Raw genomic sequence first — 17,700 nt, 5'->3', positions numbered from 1 at the left:
ATTCAAGCCGCTCCATCGAGCGGCTTTTTTTACGATAAACCTGCCTTAGGTAACCGTTTAAATAGAAACTAATGGCATATTTTGTTTTAAATGATATAAGAGCGGCATAAATAAAAAACCATAAACCTTGGCTAGGTTATCTCATGAATTTTACGTCGTCTTTAGGGGTGCTATCTGCGAGCAGCATGCCTATTGAAAAAAAACAGCTCGCGCTGATCAATGCGGTTCTTAGTGGTTTCGATACGCAAGAACGTCAAGTTATATTCCAATCCGTTACTGACTACCGAAGAAATCAACTCATTGCACTCTTCCCAGAACATAAGGCTAAGAGCTTTTCAGTGCTGTTTGAATCGATGGACTATCGTGATTTAGTACAACGTTACCCTTCCACCTTATCGCCTTACATTACGGCGTTAGAGCTTGTCGCATCTCAGTGCTTTACGCACTGGCTAGAGTTTTGGTGTGAATGTGAAATTGCAGCAATCAAGACGAAGCCTCCTGTACAGGAAATCGCTACAATAAGTACCAAATTGCCCTTTGAAGATAGCGCTTATTACGGTGCCATGATTGAACGCATAGAAGATGCTCAACTTATGGTAAAAACACCCTCTCACTCTCAAGCAATATCACTGAGTGATGCAGTCACGTTAAGTAATCTTGAGCTTTTTATAAAAGGTGAAAAGTGGTACGAAATGCTGCCGTTACTGTCGCTGTCGCAAACAGGGAAGCACTTTATATTACTAAAACATCCAGACAATGAAGCGGTTCCTACCCTTGTTGCCTCTGCTTTGGTTCAGGATTGGGCTATTCACAACCGTTGGTTGAGCTACGCACCACAATTTAGCAACGAACAATGGCACTACTGTTTACCAAACCATGGGTACGAAGAACTAACGCGATTACAGCTTTTTACATCATCTACACTGTTAAAATGTTACTCTCTCCCAGAATTTGATCGCGAATTCAAGTTACTATTATCCGATACACAATCCGTGTGTGAAGTCCTGCGCTTGACAGTAAGTGGAAATGCCCAGCAGAAACTCTACTTTCTCTACCTTGCACAAAAAGAGCTAATGAACGTACTGTATCAAGCTGGTTATAAAGTAGGCTTCACCATCATTGAGCAACCTTTCATGCTCAACTTTTATCAGTCGATCGATAAGAAAGCGTATTTCCATTCTGGATATTGCGATCTCAATAATGACGGCAAAGAAACTTACCGGGGATTCTGGAATTTCGAAATGATGGTCAAAGCATTCAATCAAACCGATTTCCGCGCCTACAAACGCGCAGTGAGAGCCAACCGAAAACGAGCGTCATCCGAAAGGGATGAATATGTTTGATTTCGGTTTAGAGACAATCATCTACGCAAAAGCCATTACGCTACTTGCCACGGTAGCAGTGGTTTTTATGTGGCTGATTTACTACTGCTTTCGCTTAAAACAAAAAAACGAGGTTATCTTTGGGACGCATCACGCGCCTTACATTGCTTACTCTGTTTGCATCATTGCTTGGATAAGCAGCAATGCGTATTTCCATACCGAGCTCTTGCCTGATTTGGGGCCGGATTTCGGCATCTTTATGGCAAAGTTTGCTAACCTTGCGTCCTTCTTCGCATTTGCGTTCGCCTATTACTTTTCTTGCCAACTCTCTGCCGAGCAAAGAAAAGGCAAAGTACACCCTTGGCAACAACTGATCTTCGTCACCCTGACGGTCTACTCATTATTTATCAACTTACAACCGAACTTAACGGTAGAGCATGTCGAAATCGTTGGGCCTAGTGAGTTTGTCATTGAGTTTGGCCCACAGACCTCCTACTTCTTCATAGGTTTGGTAAGTTTCGTTGTGCTCACTTTGGTCAACTTAGTCGCCATGCGCGCTAACAGCAGCAGACTAACGCTAGCCAAAACCAACTACATGATCGCAGGCATCTTGGTGTTCATGCTATCAACGGCAACCATACACCTTGGCATGACTTACTTCATGGGTGACTTTTCACTGACTTGGCTACCACCAGCGTTGTCTATCAGTGAAATGTTATTCGTAGGTTATGCGCTACTCACCTCACGTTTTTATAGCGTCAAATACCTCGCATACATGTCACTCAGCGCATTGCTCGTATGCGCGATATTCGTTTTGCCTTTAGGTGCAATCTTCATCCCAATGACAGATAGCAAACAATGGTTAATCGCCACACCAATCTGTGCCCTAATCGGCATTACTTGGCATCTACTTTATAAACGAGTAAGCCGTTATTCATCGTTTTTGATTTACGGCAATAAGAAAACACCCGTGCAACAAATCTTAGCGCTTGAGGATGAGTTCAAACTGTCGATTGATGATGCGATGAGACGTTTGGGAATATTACTTCAAATCCCGAACGACAAGCTCCGCTTGGTGACCAGTAATTACACTGAGACATTTTACGAAGACTACTTGTCGTCAAACAAATCTGTCTTAGTGTTAGACGAACTCTCTGACGAGATTGACTATGCAAGCTCATCAAAGGGCTCCGTAAAAGCCTTGTACGAAAAAATGAGTTCAAACAATACGGCTTTGGTTATGCCACTCTTCGGGCAAGGCAAATCCGTGACGCACCTATTGGTCTCACCACATAAGATCAACAATCAGTTGTTCTCAAATGAAGAGATCTCCGCGTTGCAAACCTTGCTTACACGTGTTCAAAGCACCATTGAGGCCGATCGACGTATTCGTCAAAGCCGTGCGCTGGCTAACTCAATTGCCCACGAAATGCGTAATCCTCTCGCTCAAGTTCAATTGCAATTTGAGGCTCTGAAGCAGCATATTGAAAACCAAGCACCGATTGAGCAGATAAAAATTGACATCGAAAATGGTCAGGCGGCCATCCAACGTGGCCGTCAGTTGATTGATATCATTCTTCGGGAGGTCAGCGACAGCGCCCCTGAACATGAGCCCATTGCCCTCTCTTCAATTCATAAAGCGGTCGATCAAGCGGTCAGCCACTACGGTTTTGAAAATGAGAAGATAATTGAGAGAATTCGTTTACCACAACATACTGATTTTGTGGCCAAGCTAAATGAGACCTTATTTAACTTCGTTATTTTTAACCTCATTCGTAACGCAATTTACTATTTTGATTCCTATCCAGATAGTCAAATTGAAATCAGCACCAGTACTGGGGCTTATGAAAACGTGCTTGTGTTCCGCGATACCGGTCCTGGTATCGACGAGACCATCTCTCACAAAATCTTTGACGACTTCTTCTCTTACCAGAAAAGTGGTGGTAGCGGCTTGGGGCTTGGTTATTGCCAACGCGTAATGCGTTCATTTGGCGGGAGAATTGAGTGCCACTCAAAACTGGAAGAGTTCACCGAGTTTCACCTTTATTTCCCTGTTGTCCCTAATGCGCCAAAAGCTGAAACCTTACGTACGCCTTATTTCACGGATTGGAAGAATAGTCACACTGAACAAAAAGCCAAATCGAACGTACAAATAGATAAACACGCACCAACCGTACTCATCGTTGATGATAAAGAAGTGCAACGAGCATTAGTGCAAATGTATTTAAACCAACTTGGTGTGAATAGCTTGCAAGCCAAGAACGGAGAGAATGCGGTCGAACTGTTTGAAGCTAACCACATCGATTTGATATTAATGGATGTGCAAATGCCTGTAATGAATGGATTTGAAGCCAGTGAAAAGATAAAAGCGCTATCGCCTAACACGCCGATCATTGCGCTCTCAGGAGAGTCTGGAGAACGCGAGCTTGAAATGATTGCCAAGCTCATGGATGGGCGTTTGGAAAAGCCAACGACTTTAAATGCCCTCAGGCATGTCCTGAACAACTGGCTCAACAAAGACACCGCGTCGAATTCTTTCGAAATTGAGAATGAATAATTGGCATCTGATATGCATTACTGAAGTACAAACGAATTATCCATAGATTCAAGCCCTCTCTTTATTAGCGGGGAAACTTGATAAGGAGATGACCATGATGCTTCATCGACATACTTATTACGGCTTGATTCACCACGGTATTAAAACCTTACTTTTAGACCGTGTTGGACACTATACAGAAGAAGAATACCATCAGTACCTCAACCTGATGACGGGAAAATCAACCTGCTTCACCATGTCCCATGACGAACTAGAAGCAACAGTCGATAACCTGTTACGCGAAGGCTATTTGGAAGATGTGAAAAACCTCATCACTCGTTACCAAAACGTTGCCTGAACCTCTTCCTTCTGTCCAACAAAATAGCCGCTGAATGCGGCTATTTCTTTCCTCTATATTCTATAAATATTCACATTGCCTCAGATTCCGCTAGACTGTCCTCAACTCAATAACTAGGTAGTTTTTTGCATCATGAAGCAAATCCTTGATTTTATTCCACTCATTGTCTTCTTTGTCCTATACAAGATGCACGATATCTATGTTGCGACAGGCGCACTTATCATCGCAACGGCTATTCAAATCGTGTTGACGTTTGCTCTATACAAGAAAGTAGAAAAGATGCAATTGGTTACTTTCGCAATGGTGGCTATCTTCGGTGGCATGACCATATTTTTCCACGATGACAACTTCATCAAATGGAAAGTAACCATCATCTATGCACTGTTCGCTGTTGGCTTAGCCGTAAGTCATGCTATGGGCAAGTCCGCGATCAAAGGCATGCTTGGTAAAGAAATCACTTTGCCTGAAGCGGTCTGGACCAAAATCAACTGGGCATGGGTTGGCTTTTTCTCGTTCTGTGCCGGCCTAAACGTATACGTAGCGTTTAAGCTCCCACTCGATGTGTGGGTTAACTTCAAAGTGTTCGGTTTACTGATCGCGACATTCGCTTACATGATCGCTACGGGCTTCTACATCTACAAGCACATGCCAAAAGATCAAAAAGAGAAGAAAGAAAACTCATCCGATGTTTCGGTTGATGATTAAAAGCTCAATTTTGCTATAATCTTCTTACATTGATTATTTACAGCGACCTCAGGGTCGCTGTTTTGTTGTTTGCGCCAGAAATCTTGGTGCATTATTTGCTCCATTTTTGAGCTTAATAAAGATTGTAGGATGTCATCATGAATCAAGAAGGTCATACACCAAAAGGCCAATTATTGCTTCGCACCCTTGCTATGCCCGCTGATACTAATGCCAATGGCGATATCTTCGGCGGCTGGATCATGTCCCAACTCGACTTAGCTGGCGCGATTCTGGCTAAAGAAATCTCCTTAGGCCGAGTTGTTACTGTCTCGGTTTCTAGCATCACATTTAAAAAACCTGTCAGCGTCGGCGATGTTGTCTGTTGTTACGGAGTATGCTCAAAGATCGGCAGAACTTCGATGAGTGTAGACCTAGAAGTATGGGTGAAGCCTGTTAAAGTCGACGGTGTAGAAGAGCGCTTCATGGTTTGTGACGCCACATTCAACTATGTTGCGATCGATAGCGAAGGTAAACCACGCCCAGTTCAAAAGTAATAACTTGGTTTAATATAACGAATTGCTAGGAACAACCTCACAAATTCCATTGTTGACTTGTGAGTGGCACAAAAAAGGCGTTAAATTAGGACTTTACCCTACCAATTAAGGAAATATGCTATGTGGTACGTCATTTTTTCTCAAGACATCGAGAACTCATTAGAAAAACGTCTGAGTGTTCGCCCTCAACATCTTGAGCGCTTGCAGCAACTTCAAGACGAAGGACGTCTACTCACTGCAGGTCCAATGCCAGCCATTGATTCCGATAATCCGGGTGAAGCAGGCTTTACTGGCTCGACAGTCATAGCAGAATTTTCCTCTTTGGAAGAAGCTCAAACATGGGCTGATGCCGATCCATACATTGCAGCGGGCGTTTACGAAAATGTCATCGTAAAACCGTTCAAGAAAGTGTTTTAAGTTATGAAAAAATTACTGTGTCTTTTCCTCGTATTCGGTGCACTAGCAGGTTGTTCATCAAGTGATGACAAGCAACATCAACTTGAGTTGATGGCTTCTAACCGCGCTGGTGTTCTTTCTGCAGGTTTACCGCTTGAATACGGTCCATTAAAAATCTTACGCATTTCTTCCAACAAAAATGTGGTTGAGATGATGATGATTTATAACGATGATGCGCTTGGTGCCAAGCCGTTAAATCAAGTAGTGAACACCAGTATATACACTTACTGCAATACACCAGCGGTGCGTGAGCAAATTGATATGGGCTTGATGTACCGAATCAAAGTACGCAACTCCCGCGGCCAATTAATGGCGGATGAGTTGGTGTCAGCGCAAACATGCAGCGCAGGTCAAAAAGCACAGTAATACGCGACTCAATCTTCTTGAGTTAGACGCTCGATAAAATAAAAAAGCGAGGATAGATATCCTCGCTTTTTTGTTTCTGCGGCCAGTTTGAAAAACTAAGCGCTTATACGAGTTCAGCTCTGAGCTTCTTAGCAGCAGAGACAAGGTTACCTAATGCGGCTTCAGTTTCTGCCCAATTACGCGTTTTAAGTCCACAATCAGGGTTCACCCACAAGCGTTGCGCCGGTATTTTTTCAGCTGCTTTCTTGAGTAAGCCTTCAATCCACTCCTCCGTTGGAATGTTCGGAGAATGGATGTCGTACACACCCGGACCAATTTCATTCGGATAATTAAAGTCTTCGAACGCTTTCAGCAATTCCATATTGGATCGCGACGTCTCGATTGTAATCACGTCAGCATCAAGCGCTGCAACTGAATCAATGATTTCGTTAAACTCGCTGTAGCACATGTGAGTATGAATTTGCGTTTCTGGTTTTGCGCTAGCCGCAGAGATCTTAAACGCATCGACGGCCCAATTTAGATATTCTTTATGGTCACGCTTCTTCAATGGTAAGCCTTCACGAATCGCTGGCTCATCGATTTGAATAATGTTGATACCCGCCTCTTGCAAGTCAGAGACCTCATCACGAAGTGCAAGGGCCAACTGGTCTGCAATTTCTTTGCGAGTAATGTCTTCACGTGGGAATGTCCAACACAGAATCGTCACTGGACCGGTCAACATGCCCTTCATTTGCTTGCTGGTCAACGATTGTGCATACGTCGACCATTCCACCGTAATCGGTTTTATGCGCTCAATATCTGCGACCACAATCGCTGGTTTGACACAACGAGAACCATAGCTCTGTACCCAACCAAATTGAGTGGTTTGGAAGCCCGCCAGGTTTTCAGCAAAATACTCCACCATGTCATTACGCTCAGCCTCACCATGCACAAGAACATCAAGATCGAGTGCTTCTTGGCGTTTCACCGCATCAGCGATGTGTCCTTTCAATGCCTGTTTATAATCTGATTCTGAAAGTTGACCACTGCGGAACGCACTTCTCTGAACCCGAATTTCTCCCGTTTGTGGGAAAGACCCGATAGTCGTAGTCGGCAAGAGTGGCAAGCCAAGCACTTCAGCTTGGTGTACGGCACGCTCTTCATAAGGTGCACTGCGCTGACTGAGCGCCGCCGTGATTTGGTTCAAACGAGACTGAACGTGTGGTTTGTTAACATGTGAAGCGGCTTTACGATCTTTAATGGGTTGACTATACGTATCACAAGCTAAAATCGCATTTTGGTCTCCATCAAGCGCACGGCCAAGCAAGGCAACTTCCGTTACTTTTTGTTTGGCGAAAGAAAACCAACTTTTTACTTCTTCACTTAACTCCGTTTCTAACTCTAGGTCTACCGGGCTGTGTAGCAATGAACACGAACTGGCTACCCATAAATTGTCGCCAAGTTTCTCTTTAACTGGCTGTAAGCGCTCTAATTGAGAACTTAAATCCGATCGCCACACATTACGTCCATTCACCACGCCCGCAGACAATACCCAGCCACTAGGCAGTTTTGCTACCACTTCTTCAAACTGCTCAGGCGATGCAGATAAATCGACATGAAGTCCATCAACATTAAGCTCGATGATTTTATCCAACGTGTCCGTGACCGAATCAAAATAAGTGGTTAGCAACACTTTTACGTCACTACGAATGACCTGATAAGCTAGCTTGAACGCATCCAACCATTTACTTTCCAGCTCAAGCGAGAGAATCGGTTCGTCAATTTGTACCCATTCCACACCTTGACTAGCAAGTTTAGAAAGAATTGCTTGATACGCGGTGAGTAGCCTTGGCAATAAAGTCAAACGATCAAAATCTTCTTCCACTTCCTTACCTAGATAGAGGTAACTGAGCGGCCCAAGCAAAACAGGTTTTACTTTGTGGCCGGCTTTGACTGCCTCATTCACTTCTTCAAAAAGCTGTGGCCAACTGACTTCAAACGTATCGTCCTTGCTGAACTCAGGCACAATGTAATGGTAATTGGTATTAAACCACTTCGTCATATCAGAGGCAGCCGCCCCTCCACAGTCGCAAGCGGATTGAGATTGACCACGACCGACTTTAAATAGTGTGTCTAAATCCGGAAACCCACTTGCGTGTCGCTTTGGTACATGTCCCAATAACAATGTTGTGGTTAAGACATGATCGTACCAAGCAAAATCACCCGCGGTTGTGAAACTCAAACCCGCCTCTGTTTGTGTGTTCCAGTTTTGTGCTCGCAAGCTTGCCCCTGCTCGCTTAAGCTCCGCCTGATCGATTTCACCACGCCAGTATTTTTCCTGAGCAAACTTAAGTTCTCGTTTTTCACCAATGCGTGGGTAACCAAGAATATGCGTTGTCGTTGCCATGTCCGTATTCCTTATTCAGTGTCTGATGTTGAGGTCAGAGCATCGAGAGAAAACCTATCAAGATGTCTGGATGGCTAAAACTATCGCTCTGGCAACCGCATTGAACAACATCCAATTATTCAACTTGTTTATTAAAAAATTTCATATTGAGCGATCTCACTCGCACTAGACTAAAACAAATGGACGTCTAGACGTTTACATATCCATTTTTTATGGGTAAGTTAATAAAGCTCATGGCAGACATAAAAGGATGAATGGGATTCATGATAGAGTTGAAACACTTACGCACACTCACTTCACTGAGGGATACTGGTTCATTAACGGCAACCGCAACCGCTTTGCACCTGACGCAATCTGCCCTTTCTCATCAAATCAAAGATCTTGAATCTCGTATTGGTGGGCAGCTTTTTTTGCGCAAAACCCGCCCCGTTAAATTCACTTCAGAAGGTGAAATTTTGCTTCGTCTCGCTGATGAAATCTTGCCAAAACTCGCCAAAGCAGAAAACGAGCTTGCAAGCTTGAAAGAGGACGTCAACGGTCGTTTGCACATGGCGATTGAGTGCCACTCTTGCTTCCAATGGTTAATGCCGGCACTGAAGGAATACCAATTAACTTGGCCAAGTGTGACGCTCGATTTCTCTTCCGGCTTCGGCTTTGAACCTCTACCAGCCCTGTTGGCTGGCGAGCTTGATTTGGTCATTACATCAGACATTCAGCCACGCTCCGAAGTCCATTATGAACCGTTGTTTGACTTCGAAATGCGCTTGATTACTTCGACTAGCCACCCATTAGCGAACAAAAACGTCATTGAGCCTGAAGATCTTGCTGATCAAACCATGCTTTCTTATCCAGTACAGAAACAAAGATTGGATGTGGTCAAACACTTCTTACACCCTGCGGGAGTTGAGCCAGCCAAGTGGAAACAAGCGGACAACACATTAATGCTCGTACAAATGGTGTCAGCAGGATTGGGGGTAGCAGCATTACCAAATTGGGCGATTTCTGAGTTCTCGCGCCAAGGTTTGATTACCAGCATGCCTTTTGGAGAGGGGTTATGGCGTAGATTGTTCGCAGCAACACGTAACTCAGAAAAAGAGAAGCGTTACTTACAGGCTTTCTTTGCAACAGCTCGCCAGCAATGTAAAAGCCACCTTGATGGGATCAAGATGGCTTAAAGATCGACAATTGAAACGAAACTAACGTTCGTAAGATTTAAATTGATTGGTCAGTGGGTCATATTGATAGCCAAGCATATCGAGCTTGCCCACTACCGATTCCACATCCATCTCGTACATCGATACCAACTCTTCAAAGCTATCACATTCTAAGCGCAGCTTTTCATTAACGATACCCAACAAGATAATGCTGTCCCAGTTACTTACGTTGCTTAAATCCATCGCGACACTCCTCTAAGACAAGGTATTTGACCCCAATTCCGTTGAGCACGTGCGTCAAGACTCTCTCGAAATGAATGAGGCTATAACTAAAGCGTAGACTTAATCGAATGATTTGAAAGTGAGCTCGATCTAAATCCCGAGCTCACAAAAAGAAAAGAAGACAGAAGTGTTAGTTCATTCGGTCTATGCCCCCAATAGGAACAGACCCTGTAAGCTTGTCATTGAAGCCAAAGCAAGAAGCAACGCTGCCGCCAATTGCACTTTGTTTGGCGCTTTATGAGTGAAGATATGCCAGCACCAAACCACGATTGCCATAATCAGCATCGCCAGTGACGCTAGAATATGTTGTGTCACGCCATTCAATGTCGCTTCATCCAACTGATAAGCAGAAAACAGCGTCATCACGACCAACAGCATGCCCGAAACAACACCCGTAACCGGTAAGATTCGGTGAAATGCTTGCAAGCGGCTACGTGCGATAACTAGAAGTAACTGCGCAAACACGGCACCTAAGAAGAAGATCATCAATGCCACTGAAGCGCTTGCCGCCCAATGCGGTTGCTCAAATAGTTGAATGCTCACGTACGCGAACGCCAAACCGTTCGCTAGATGCAGAGCCCATAATGGCCCTTTCTCACGTGTCTTCTTAGTCTGAACTTGAGAGTAAAAATAAAAGATCGCGAATACGATCATGAAAGCTTCAATACGAAGCGACGCCACTGCCAACCAAAGTACGCCAATTGATGGCAACATCTTATGCAGGCGACCACGTTGACCAGGGCAGATATCACCCTTAATCAAAAGTAAGGTCAACAGCGCTTGGGCGCCAAATAGCATTGGAGGAAAAGTTAACAGCAATTGTTGAATCATGTTGAATGCAAACTCAAAAGTCATTTTGGGGTGGCGATAATAGCAAATCACCTAATGGTCGACTAGCCCGTAACTTCACCACTCGCTCGCAGAGTTCACAAGTCAGCATCTCTTGAGGGGCTGATTCGCTTTCCGTGTTAGCATCGCCGCGAAATAGCCGTCAAACCTGCTATTTAATCTCTCCGCTTGAACTTTACATTTTGCAATAAAATGAAAGTGTAAAGTCAAAAACAACATGAAAAACAGAACGTTCATCTCTATTCTCTTTTGTCTATTTTCGTTAACAGGCTGTGATTTCAACAAAGCTCCAGTCCTCTCCCTATCATACGAAGAGTCCACGGTTTCTCATGAGTTAGTCATTCATGCTGAATCAAAGTCACTACCCAAAGGGGATAAGCTCTATTTACGCGCTCAACTCCTTGATTCAGAGAATAACGGTTGGCTTACCGAAACAGATACCGTGATTTGGAATAGCTCGAATGAGAAGGTCGCGACGATTAACTCAAGCGGCTTATTGCTTGCGAAATCACAAGGAGCCACAACCATCACCGCATCAGTAAATAAAGATGGTCTCGCCTTCTCTGTAAGCTTAGAAATCACAGTATCCGAAGCAATGCTCTCAAAATTAACTCTCGTATTGGCAAACGAAGGTTCAACAGCTAAAGGCTTAACGCTTCCCTTTCAAGTCATGGGGGAATATTCAGATGGAAACCGCATTGATTTGACTGACTCTTCGGAACTTCAGTGTCATATTGCAGACTCTACTGTCGCCCAACTCACACTCGGGAATCCAGCCAACCTCATCCAAGGAATGAGTGTCGGAAATACTGTACTTAACTGCACATATGGAGATACCAGCTTAGAGGCAGGTAAGAAAATCTCTATCAGCAAAGCCATACCCGTCGAATTGTCCCTTAGCCTAGAGCATTCAGAACTGCCTGTCGGTTCGAGCTCTCAAATACTCGCGCTCGCTAAATTTTCAGATAGTTCAACGCAAGAAATTACAAACGCGCCGGAGCTCCATTTAGACATCAGGGATCGCTCGCTGGCATCTATTGTTCAAGAACAAGATCAAACCCAATTATTTGCTACCTCTACCGGGACAGCAATCGTGACGGCGAAAATTAAAAACACAAAGCTGTCCGACGAAGTATCAGTCGTCATTACTCCAGCAGAGTTTTCTGCACTCAATGTAACCCTCGAGAAAGATGAAATACCCTTGGGCCTCTCAACGCATGTTCAAGCACTGGCAGAACTTACAGACCAATCCACTATCAATGTCACACGAGACCCTCGAGTGATCTGGTCTGTGCTCCCTGTAACCATTGCTCGAATAGAAACAAAAGAGAACAAACTGACCATCAAAGCGCTTAAATCTGGTCAAGCGACGCTCATTGCCTCGCTGAACGATGGACAAATACGCTCGCAAGTACCGTTTAGCGTATCCGAACCTGTGGTGACCAAACTTAGTTTATCTCCCAATGTCGATTCATTGCCTAAAGGGTTATCTCATTCATTTCAAGCTTGGGCCACATACTCGGACGGTTCTATTGCCGAAGTTACGTCTGCCTCAGAATTTCAATGGAGCGTCGATAATACAGACATCGCGACATTTGAACTTAGTCCTCATAAAGGAATGATAACGGGCATTCAAGTTGGTGAAACCAACATAACAGGTACACTTTCTGATAGTTGGCGTAGTACCGCTACAGTAACGGTTTCAGATGCTATCGTTACCGAGATCAACTTTGATGAAACTGAGCTTTCTTTACCCGTAGGGCTAGAGCATCCTTTGAAAGTAAACGCCCTATTGTCAGATGGAAGTATCATTGATATTTCGAACTCTCCTGAGATTAGCTTTATTGTTAGCAATAACGAGTTTGTCGATTTTGACGACCAAGAAAGAAATGTGGTTGTCGGAAAGAATATGGGCTCGACCACAATTACAGCACTCGCTAAATTTAATTCATTAGAACATCAAAACCATATGACATTGTTCGTCATGCCTCCCGTAATAAAACGACTTTCTCTAGAATCAACATTTACAGAAATAACGGCAGGTGTTCCTCTGGTACTGCAAGCTATCGCAACCATGACCGACGGCTCTGAGGTTAACGTAACAAACAGCTCAACATTAGATTGGAGCGTCGAACCCATTGGTAGCGCAGAGCTTACTCAATCAACGGAAGTGATAACGCTTACCGGAATTGAAAAAGGTGAAATAAAAGTCTCTGTTATTGCGGAGTCTTTTCCCTCAACGGCCACAACTCAGAAAACATTCACTGTTGTCCCTAAGGACTATACGATTACATTGGTAGAAGAAGCGATATCTCCTCTAAGTCGCTCCGTTTTCGAAGGTTATGACATCGATGATATAAAAATTAGGCATAACGGTTTAACAAACTTTGATTTGTTGAACACAACACCACGCTACTTGAATAATCCTTTAGTCAGAGTCAATCAACAACACTTTCGCATTACGGGGGTTGTCTCACCATTTAAAGCTGTGAATTTTGAACTGCCAGAATGGTTTGATGAACCCATCGCTTCTGCTTATTTCGTTGATGAGCAACCATTGTTCAAAGCACATATACGAGCTTATGCCGACGTCAGACAAAATGACGACAAATACGCACAGCCAACGACAGAAAACGTTTATCAATATGAAAAAGAGTTGCGTGGCTTCAAACAGTTAATGAATAACTATGACTATAACCATCAGTTTATCGGCTTCATTCAAAGCTATATGAATTCAAGAACCCGCATGATCCGGCATGAAGATCATTGGTGTGAAGTAGAAACGCTACTGACATCAACTCGTTCAATAGAAAGCAGTTCTGACCACTTTGCTAAATTCAAAGGTAACGATACTTCACCACATACATTGAAACACGTAAGTCTTATCGCAAATAAGCCGAGTGCGACCTACATGATGCTGACCCGAGAAGCCAACGGCGTCGCAACGGTTGGAGATGGGTGGTTGAGCGTACGTGATTTTAGGTTGTTTTCTGAAGGGGCTACATCACCTAAAACAACCTACCTACACGAAAAGATGCACAACCACGGCTTCGGTCATAAAGGAGGAATGACCTATGGCTACCCCGCAGAGACTGGCAAGTTTGTGAATCAATCTTGGACACAGTTTTACGAAGATGGCGCGGTTGAGGCATCAACACCCACACTAGCAAGCCAATACGAACTCAAAGATCTGGGTAAACAGTTTAAGTTAGAGATTTCATTTTTAGATAAGAGCACATCGGTGCCATCAAACCGACATATTGATAAGTTCATCTTACTCACCACTTCTTTGACTAAATTAGAACGTAGCTATCTAATTGATCATAACAACAATGCCATCGAAATTTACCCAGAACTCGACTCTGGTTATGAGCACACGTATGTATTTAACAATATTGAACCAATTCAACCTCAAAGCATAAGTGAGGCGAACTCTGAACCAGTCGCGTCAAAACTCATTTTTGTTTTTGATAAACCAGAACAAGCAAATACAAACAACATCCCTACATCTATCATCTTTATCGGTGGTAACAGGGAAGATACAAAGCAACAAGCGAACCTCGTAATCAACTACTCAGGTTCAGGAGGATTTGTCAGCAAAGATGGACAGTTCGTCTATCTAACCAAGCAATGGAATAAAAATGACAATAACGTCTTCACCAATGAAGTAAATACACTCTCACCAATTGAAGCGGAACAGTTCTGCAAAGAGAAAGGACTCAACCTAGGAACATTAAAGCCATTTCGCTCAAGAGATATGATGGATTTTCAAACGAAATATCAGAAATACGGAACTCAAGTGGGGCTATCGTACGAAACTGGTACACCGATGGCCATCTCAGTACCAACCACTTACCGACCAAATACTATTACAGAAGTAGAAAAAGGTGCCGTAATTGTATGTAATGAGCGGTGAACTGAATGAAAGCAGCATTGAGCACTTTTACCAGTCCCCAACACTGCCCATATAAAAGATCGATGCAACTAATACTAGCTCTTTGCCAGATAACTCAACGCATCTTCTTGAGTTAACAAACCACGGTACTGATTTTGTGAATCACAAAGTATCCATGGAAAGGCCGTTCCTGCTGTCACTAGCTCTCGAACGGTCGAGACAGGCAAGTTCGCATCCACCAGCTCAAACTCTGTACTCATGATTTGATTCACTGGTCGCTTCCAAATCCTATTCTCACGTTCCGATTCCAAATCAGTCCCCATCGTTGGTGTTAAGTGCAAGTTGATTTGAGCTTTAGTAATCAGACCAACGCATTGCTTTTCATTAATGACCACCAAAGGCGCCGTCGGGCTCAAGTTCATGTACTCAACGGCGAGTGACAATGGCTCACCCGGATCAAGTCGACGAACATCGGTATGGCTGAGAGACATCAGTGGTGCATCTTGCGTCGGTTTTACTTTCACGTTGTTAAAGTGCTTTTTGTGACACTGTGGCTTGTCCAGTAGCACCACAGGTACCGCTTGAGAAAACAAAAAACCCTGCATAAAATCAACACCAAGGTCTGCAAGCTCTGTTAGTTCTTGTTGCGACTCAACCCCTTCAGCAACCACTTTCACGCCAAGCTTGTGTGCTAACTCAGTGATCATTTTGACGATGTTGTAACGAGTGCTCCCTTCTTCGATACCTCTGATAAATTTTCGATCTATTTTGAGCAGATCAAACTGCCCTTCTTCAAGGTAAGAAAAGGAAGAGTAGCCAGTACCAAAATCATCAATAGCGATCTTGATGCCCTTGTCACGCAGTTCACTCAAAGCAAGGGTATGCTCTTTATCTTGTTCAAAATACGCAGTTTCCGTGAGTTCGATAGTGATTCGATTCGGATCAACACCACTTCCAGCAATCAAATCATAGGAACTTTGCAACACTTGCAGCGCATCCAACTTGGTATTCAGTGAACGATTCAACGTTAATCCTATTTCTTCTCCATAAACTTTCTGGATATGAGGAAGTTGCTTGAGTGCTGTGCGGCAAACGAGATCATCCAACGCAGCAATCAACTCTAAATCCTCGACAACTGCGATCATCTCTTGGGTATCATAGGTTTTATTCTGATGATAGAAACGCGCTAACGCTTCGAACTTCACCACTTTGCCCGTACGTGTTTCAATGATCGGCTGATAATAGACATCAACAAGTTGGCTCTCAATTTGTGTTCTTAGAAAGGCTTCGAGATGATGACGCTTGACGAGTTCATCATGCAGTTCACTATTATAAAAACTGAAGTAGTTCTGGCCTCCACTCGGAGAGGAAACCATCGCTTGCGCTGCATGCACCAGTGCTTGTTTTGGATTATCAGTATCGTAACCGAGCACCGATACACCAGTTTGCCCTTCTACTATTGCATCATGCATACTTGATCCCAACTCACTTCTTAATTCCGAAAAAAAGCCTCGTAACGCAATCTGAATAAGACGCAGTGGGCTTAACCATTGGCATCGAGGCGTTTGCAAACACACTACAAATACGTCCCGCGACAACTGACCCGCAATACTGGCGTGGCGACTTCGCATCACAAAATCGGAAAAACCTAACTGCTGCTCAAGTAGGGACTGCTGTGAGAATTTCGGTCTAATTGTCACGATGATATTGAGATCTTTGTGGCTATTTTCATCCACTAACCGTGCTAACTGTTGTTCAAACTCTTCGCGAGGGGGAAGAAACGTAGTCCACTGTTGAGGTTGGTCACTGGCCTTTTTCATCCACAATAATGAGGCAGAAATATCGGTAGAAAAACCGAGGTAAAGCGTACGACCAGAATTGAACACTAACCGATAAATGCAAAGATGATGCGCTTGGTTACTCCCATTCACGGTACGACTAAGAAGGTTACCACTCCAAAAGCCTTCAGTATCAATGTCTTGCCAGATCTGTTCGTAAAACGCTTTACTATGATGTTCAGAACTTAAAATATGGGTTTTCAGACCAACAAGGTCACGGTTTTCATAACCCATTTGCTGCTCGAACGCTGGGTTGCAGCCTAATATGCGAGTGTCTTGATCGGCGACCAAAACGCCTACGTTGGGTAAATCGAAAATGGTTTCCAGAATTTTGGCTAACTCTTCGCAGCCGGTAATACTCAATTGCGGGATGATGGCACCTTGCACGATATGACCATTAAGGCGCTCAAAGCTCAACGCTACATGCACGAGTCGGTCATTATCTAGCATCAGGCAACCAGAAAACTTACCATGCCCACCATTTTGTTCTACATCTAAGATGTGTTGCTTCGCTCTGTCACCCTGACCAAGCAACATGTATTGAAAAACATCATCCAAACTATTCACTGTCTGTTTTAAGCCCAAAACAGACATCATGCTTTGCTGCTCACATTCAAACTCATGTGTCTCTATATCATAAGACCACTCGATCACTTGAGAATGACCGGACGCAGGCTGCACTTCTCCTTGTGCTACGGATAGCATTTCACTCATAACCTAGCCCCCTATTGTATCGGCTTAAGACTTTGAGAGCGCCACCCATGTATGACGATTGTTTGCTGTAGTTTTTTGATTGCAAATCGGCCAATACCATTTGAAACATCAACGATGTTTACGGCACGCTTCAGTCTACAAGCGCGTGCATTTTAGTATGCGCTAATACAATTATAGGAACAGAATTCGATAAGCACACCATTGCTTATTGCTAATTTTTACAAGGTTAAAAAACTCAATAACCATAAGGGATTGAAGGATATAATGGCGTAAAAGTCAGCGATGGAATTGAGAGTGATTTTCATC

The 17,700-nt window shown here is 43.8% G+C and carries 13 protein-coding genes; 9 read left to right on the top strand and 4 right to left on the bottom strand.

Going from position 1 to position 17,700, the window contains the following annotated elements; all coding sequences use genetic code 11:
• Positions 1-143: 143 nt before the first annotated feature.
• From C1S73_RS17260 to C1S73_RS17230, 7 genes are all read left to right on the top strand, one after another.
• Entirely contained in the window at positions 144-1,343 is a 1,200-nt protein-coding gene (locus C1S73_RS17260; protein ID WP_038871878.1) for an acyl-homoserine-lactone synthase, read from the top strand.
• On the top strand, positions 1,336-3,879 hold the full coding sequence (luxN, locus tag C1S73_RS17255; RefSeq protein ID WP_038871881.1) for a quorum-sensing autoinducer 1 sensor kinase/phosphatase LuxN: 2,544 nt from the start codon (positions 1,336-1,338) through the stop codon (positions 3,877-3,879). The genes C1S73_RS17260 and luxN overlap by 8 nt, the downstream gene beginning before the upstream one ends.
• A gap of 94 nt (positions 3,880-3,973) precedes the next feature.
• Complete coding sequence (locus C1S73_RS17250; RefSeq protein ID WP_038871884.1) at positions 3,974-4,216, top strand: hypothetical protein; 243 nt, start codon at positions 3,974-3,976, stop codon at positions 4,214-4,216.
• Between the two features lie 132 nt (positions 4,217-4,348).
• Positions 4,349-4,921 carry a septation protein A gene (locus tag C1S73_RS17245; protein ID WP_038871887.1) on the top strand — a complete coding sequence of 191 codons (573 nt, stop codon included), beginning with the start codon at positions 4,349-4,351 and terminating at the stop codon, positions 4,919-4,921.
• Between the two features lie 137 nt (positions 4,922-5,058).
• Positions 5,059-5,454 carry an acyl-CoA thioester hydrolase YciA gene (gene yciA / locus C1S73_RS17240; RefSeq protein ID WP_038871890.1) on the top strand — a complete coding sequence of 132 codons (396 nt, stop codon included), beginning with the start codon at positions 5,059-5,061 and terminating at the stop codon, positions 5,452-5,454.
• Positions 5,455-5,574: 120 nt separating this feature from the next.
• A complete protein-coding gene (locus tag C1S73_RS17235; RefSeq protein WP_038871892.1) occupies positions 5,575-5,871 on the top strand; it encodes a YciI family protein in 297 nt (98 codons plus the stop codon).
• 3 nt (positions 5,872-5,874) lie between these two features.
• Positions 5,875-6,276 (top strand): GspS/AspS pilotin family protein, encoded by a 402-nt coding sequence (locus C1S73_RS17230; RefSeq protein WP_038871894.1) that lies wholly within the window; start codon positions 5,875-5,877, stop codon positions 6,274-6,276.
• Positions 6,277-6,379: 103 nt separating this feature from the next.
• Here C1S73_RS17230 and metE read toward each other — a convergent pair whose 3' ends face one another.
• The gene (metE, locus tag C1S73_RS17225; RefSeq protein ID WP_038871897.1) at positions 6,380-8,662 is read right to left on the bottom strand and encodes a 5-methyltetrahydropteroyltriglutamate--homocysteine S-methyltransferase; all 2,283 of its coding nucleotides are present in this window, start codon (positions 8,660-8,662) and stop codon (positions 6,380-6,382) included.
• A 263-nt stretch (positions 8,663-8,925) separates the two neighbouring features.
• Between metE and metR the strand changes: the two genes are divergently transcribed.
• The gene (gene metR / locus C1S73_RS17220) at positions 8,926-9,837 is read left to right on the top strand and encodes an HTH-type transcriptional regulator MetR (protein WP_038871949.1); all 912 of its coding nucleotides are present in this window, start codon (positions 8,926-8,928) and stop codon (positions 9,835-9,837) included.
• Between the two features lie 21 nt (positions 9,838-9,858).
• On the opposite strand, the gene C1S73_RS17215 is transcribed toward metR, so the two are convergent.
• Positions 9,859-10,059 (bottom strand): DUF4250 domain-containing protein, encoded by a 201-nt coding sequence (locus tag C1S73_RS17215; protein ID WP_005445023.1) that lies wholly within the window; start codon positions 10,057-10,059, stop codon positions 9,859-9,861.
• 183 nt (positions 10,060-10,242) lie between these two features.
• Entirely contained in the window at positions 10,243-10,953 is a 711-nt protein-coding gene (locus tag C1S73_RS17210) for a hypothetical protein (protein ID WP_038871898.1), read from the bottom strand.
• A gap of 211 nt (positions 10,954-11,164) precedes the next feature.
• Here C1S73_RS17210 and C1S73_RS17205 point away from each other — a divergent pair, with 211 nt between their 5' ends.
• A complete protein-coding gene (locus C1S73_RS17205; RefSeq protein WP_081634796.1) occupies positions 11,165-14,863 on the top strand; it encodes an Ig-like domain-containing protein in 3,699 nt (1,232 codons plus the stop codon).
• A gap of 74 nt (positions 14,864-14,937) precedes the next feature.
• On the opposite strand, the gene C1S73_RS17200 is transcribed toward C1S73_RS17205, so the two are convergent.
• Positions 14,938-17,394, bottom strand: coding sequence for an EAL domain-containing protein (locus tag C1S73_RS17200; protein ID WP_038871901.1), 2,457 nt, complete (start codon positions 17,392-17,394; stop codon positions 14,938-14,940).
• Positions 17,395-17,700: the final 306 nt, after the last annotated feature.

It is taken from the genome of Vibrio jasicida 090810c (assembly GCF_002887615.1).
In the GTDB taxonomy this organism is placed as follows: Bacteria; Pseudomonadota; Gammaproteobacteria; order Enterobacterales; family Vibrionaceae; genus Vibrio; species Vibrio jasicida.
The sequence above is the reverse complement of the archived record's forward strand: the minus strand, read 5'-3'. Positions and strand labels throughout refer to the sequence as shown.